Below are 4,642 nucleotides of genomic sequence, written 5' to 3' on the forward strand. Positions count from 1 at the left end.
TATTCGCATTGGCTTGCACTTTAATCCCCGCCGCTATGAAGCCGAATACCTGCACGCCTCATGGACGAATTGATGAACGCACAGTTGTTCCCTCATATTGGCAAGGTCATCGCCAGCACCGGCAGTCGCCATTTTCCACGCATGCTGCATGACCTCATCCTCACTCAACTGGCCGTGGACGCCACCCATATCACGCAATTGCAGATCAGCGCCGACGGGCACACTCGTCGCAAGATCAGCCCGATCTATACCGACTCGGTCGCGACCCTCGACGAAGAACAACCCGCAGCAGAACTGCACCTCACCCGGCGCCGGGATGACGTGCGCTATGTGCTGTCGGTGTACCGCACACACCAGTCCGAAAGCTTTTCGCCACAGGAACGCAGCATGCTGCAGGACTTCTCCACCTTGCTGTTGCCCATGGTGGAAAAACACATCGCCGCGATCCAGCCCTGCCGCCATGACAGCAACGCGGTGGTGCCGGAAAACCAGGGCCTCGAAACCCTGCGCAGGCGCATCGAAGAACGGTTGGTACAGTCGGGGCTGACCCTATCCAACCGTGAGCTTGAGGTGTGCGTGGGCCTGCTCGCCGGGCGGACCGCGCCGGAGCTGGCGGAGCAGTTGGCGTTGAAGGTCAACACCATCGAGAGCTACCTGAAGCGCGCGTCGATCAAACTGGGGATCAGTGGCCGGCATTCATTGCTGCGGTGGATGTATGCCACTGAGGACAACACAGCCTTTTAAGACATACCTGTTCAAAATGTGGGAGCGGGCTTGCTCGCGAATGCAGTGTGTCAGTCAACAGATTCATTGGCTGAACTACCGCGTTCGCGAGCAAGCCCGCTCCCACATTTTATCTCCATTGGCTGACAAACCTCAATCTCTGGCAAGCGCCTCGATCGGGTCCAGCCGCGCCGCATTCCTGGCCGGCACGAAGCCGAACACAATGCCGATCAGTGTCGAGCAGGCAAACGCCGTAATGATCGAGCCCAGGGAAAACACCATTTCCCATTCCTTCACGAACAACGAAAACAGAAAGCCCAGGGCATAGGACAGCGAGATCCCGATCAGCCCGCCGATCAGGCACACCATCACCGCTTCCACCAGGAACTGCTGGCGAATGTCCGACTGGCGCGCGCCGACCGCCATGCGAATGCCGATCTCACGGGTACGCTCGGTGACAGACACCAGCATGATATTCATCACCCCGATACCGCCCACCAGCAGCGAAATCACGGCGATCAACGACAGCAACAGCGCCAGGGAGCGGCTGGTTTTCTGCACGGTCTGCATGATGCTGTCGAGGTTGTTGGTGAAGAAGTCCTTGGTACCGTGGCGTTGCAGCATCAGCTTGTTGACGTTGTCTTCGACCACCTTGCTCGGCTGGCCGTCCTTGATGCGCACGGTGATGCTATCCAGATGGCGCTGCCCGAGCAAACGCCCCGCCGCCGTCTCATAGGGCACCCATACGTTCAACGCCTTGCTGGCGGCGAACATATTCTTGTTGTCGGCGGTCACCCCGATCACCGTGCACGGCAGGTTGCCCACCAGGATCACCTGGCCCAGCGGGTCGACGTTTGGCCCGAACAAACGATGCCGGGTGTTGTGGTCGATCACCACCACCTGGGCCTGGCGCCGTGCGTCGCTTTCGCTGAAGGCGATACCGGCTTCGAGCTTGAGGCCCTTGACCTTGAAATAGCGGTCGCTCACGCCATTGACCTGGGCGTCCAGGTCGATGTTGCCAAAGCGCAGCAACAGGTTGCGGCCCACCACCGGCGTGGCGCTGTCGACGTAATACAGCTGGTTCAACGCGTCCACATCCGACGGCATCAACGTCTCGATGGCCGAGGCACGGCTGTCGCCAAAACTGGTGCCGGAAAAGATATCGATGGTGTTGCTGCCGATCGCCTGGATGTCCTTGAGCACATAGCGCTTGGCGCCTTCACCGATGGCCGAGATCGACACCACCGAGGTGATACCGATGACAATACCGAGCATGGTCAGCAACGTGCGCATGCGATGGGACACCAGCGCAACCCAGGCCATGTTGAAGGCTTCCTTGAACAACCCCAGGCTTGCAACCAGGCGCCGGGCACCACTGCGCTTGGGCTCTATCGGGGTTTCGCTGGGCAGTTCCAGGCCGACACTGTCGTTGGCCTTGTCGCTGACAATCTCGCCATCACTGACCTCGACAATGCGCTGGGCATTCGCCGCGACCTTGGGGTCGTGGGTGACAATAATCACCGTGTGCCCGGCCGCGTGCAGCTCGGCGAGGATGCGCATTACCTCCTTGCCGCTGTGGGTGTCGAGGGCGCCGGTGGGTTCGTCGGCAAGGATTACTTCGCCGCCGTTCATCAACGCGCGGGCGATACTCACCCGTTGCTGCTGCCCCCCCGAAAGCTGGCTGGGACGGTGGGTGGTGTGACCCGCCAGACCCAGGCGCGCAAGCAACTCCCGCGCCCGGCTGTGACGCGCGGTTTCCGGTGTGCCGGCATAAATCGCCGGCATTTCCACGTTGTGCAAGGCGCTCAAGTGCGCCAGCAAATGGTAGCGCTGGAAGATGAACCCGAAGTAATCGCGGCGCAGTTCCGCCAACTGCTCATCACCCAAAGAACGGGTTTCGATGCCGTTGATTTTATAGCTGCCGGCGCTGGCGTAATCCAGGCCGCCGAGGATGTTCATCAGGGTCGATTTGCCGGACCCCGAGGCGCCAATGATCGCGACCATTTCCCCGGCATGAATTGTCAGGTCGATGCCCTTGAGCGCGATGAATTCACGCTCGCCGGCCATGAAGCTACGGGTGATGCCCTTGAGTTCCAACAGTGGCTGGGTCATGCGTCAGTTCCCCGCCACGGCTGGCGTGGCGTCGCCGATCACCACCTTGTCGCCTTCGGCCAGGCCGTCGAGGATCTGCACCTTGACGTTGTTGTTGATCCCGGTCTTCACCTCCCGCGACACCGCCTTGCCCTTGGCGTCCAGCACCCGCAGCGAGTAGCTGCCGTCGTGGTTGCGCGCCCCCAGTGCCGCCACCGGCACCATCAACGCAGCCTGGGCCGTATCGAGCACAATACGCACCTGGGCGGTCATGGCGATGCGCAGGCGGTGATCGGGGTTGGGCACATCGAACAGCGCGTTGTAGAACACCGCTGAGTTCTGCTTGGGCGTGCCGGCGGTCTGGGTTTCGAGAAAGTTTTGCGGTGCCGGTTCGGTGCCGCGCAGCTTGGCGTAGTAGCGCTTGTCGGCCTCGCCGAGGATGGTGAAGTAGACCTGCTGGCCGGGGCTGATATGAATCACATCGGCCTCGGAGACCTGGGCCTTGACGGTCATGGTGTCCAGGTCCGCCAGCTTGAGCAGCACCGGCGCCAGTTGATTGGCGATCACGGTCTGGCCTTCCTGGGTGACGATGCCTACCACATCGCCGTCGATGGGCGCGACGATGCGGGTGTAGGCCAGGTTGACCTTGGCGGTATCGATCTGGATATGGGCGCTTTTGATCTGGGCGTCCAGGGACAAGAGGTTGGCCTGTTGCACCTGGAAGGTGGACTCGGCGTCTTCGAAATCCTGGCGCGACACTGATTCGTCATCCTGCAGGCCCTTGTAGCGTTCGTACACTGACTTGGCTTGCTTGAGTTGGGCCGCTGTGGCGCGGCGTTGGGCCTGGAGGTTTTCTTCGTCGACCTGGGCTTTGCGCAGGGTGTTTTGCAGGATCAATGGGTCGATTTCGGCTAGCCATTGACCCTTTTTGACCTTGTCGCCGACTTTGACCTTGAGGGATTTCAATTGGCCGGAGACTTGGGCGCCCACGTCGACCTGTTTGATGCCTTCGAGCAGGCCGGTGGCGAGGACGGCGTTTTCGATGTTGCCGCGTTCGGCGGTGGCGGTGAGGTATTGCGGTGCGTCGGCGGGGGACTGGACCGTGTAGATGATCAAGCCTATGGCGATGGCCAGTGTGGCGAGCATTCCTAGTTTGCGTAGCGTTGGCTTTTGCATAGATGACCTTCGATCGAGAACATATCCGTTATTTGAGTAACGGCCACTATTGGTTCCGCTCTTACAGCGGGTCACTTTTGAAAAGCGCAAAAGTAACCAAAACGCTCTTGCCCCAACACTCGGCACCTCGCCTAGGCTCGGTGTGCCGTAACGAAGGCTTGAATCCGTGGCCCGCCGCGATGGGCCATCCTTGGCCCAGCGCGGCTAACCCGGCGTCCTGCCGGGTTACCCACGGATTCAAGCCTGCGTTCGGCCAGCGTGTTTGACGGGGCGCCTAAGATCAAAATTAAAAGCACGGCGGCCTGACAGCCGACCTGAGTGGTGTAAAGCAACGGCAAAAGCAAACGCGGTCCACTGTAGGAGCTGGCTTGCCGGCGATGGTCGTTAACGATGATGGGGGGACATCTGGATAAACGCAGCGGCCTCACGTTTTTCGCCGGCAAGCCGGCTCCTACAGGACCGCGTATCCACGATGCGAAGCGAGTCGCTTTTGCTCTGGCTTTTGATCGTCGGCGCCCCGTAAAACCACGCTGGCCGAACGCAGGCTTTGGAGCGTGGGTAACCCGGCAGGACGCCGGGTTAGCCGCGCTGGGCCAGGGATGGCCCATCGCGGCGGCCCACGCTCCAAAGCCGGAGTGAGGGCACACCCCGC

General features: G+C 60.9%; 3 protein-coding genes. 1 reads left to right on the top strand and 2 read right to left on the bottom strand.

What is annotated here, in order from left to right:
- The first annotated feature begins 72 nt into the window (after positions 1 to 72).
- Entirely contained in the window at positions 73 to 744 is a 672-nt protein-coding gene (locus AC0IYN_RS28505) for a LuxR C-terminal-related transcriptional regulator (protein ID WP_471844408.1), read from the top strand.
- Between the two features lie 132 nt (positions 745 to 876).
- On the opposite strand, the gene AC0IYN_RS28510 is transcribed toward AC0IYN_RS28505, so the two are convergent.
- Both AC0IYN_RS28510 and macA read right to left on the bottom strand, forming a co-directional pair.
- Positions 877 to 2,835, bottom strand: a complete 1,959-nt coding sequence (locus AC0IYN_RS28510) for a MacB family efflux pump subunit (protein WP_368946498.1) — start codon at positions 2,833 to 2,835, stop codon at positions 877 to 879.
- A gap of 3 nt (positions 2,836 to 2,838) precedes the next feature.
- The gene (gene macA / locus AC0IYN_RS28515; protein WP_406597609.1) at positions 2,839 to 3,990 is read right to left on the bottom strand and encodes a macrolide transporter subunit MacA; all 1,152 of its coding nucleotides are present in this window, start codon (positions 3,988 to 3,990) and stop codon (positions 2,839 to 2,841) included.
- Between the last annotated feature and the right edge of the window lie 652 nt (positions 3,991 to 4,642).

The organism is Pseudomonas sp. AC112 (genome assembly GCF_979253545.1).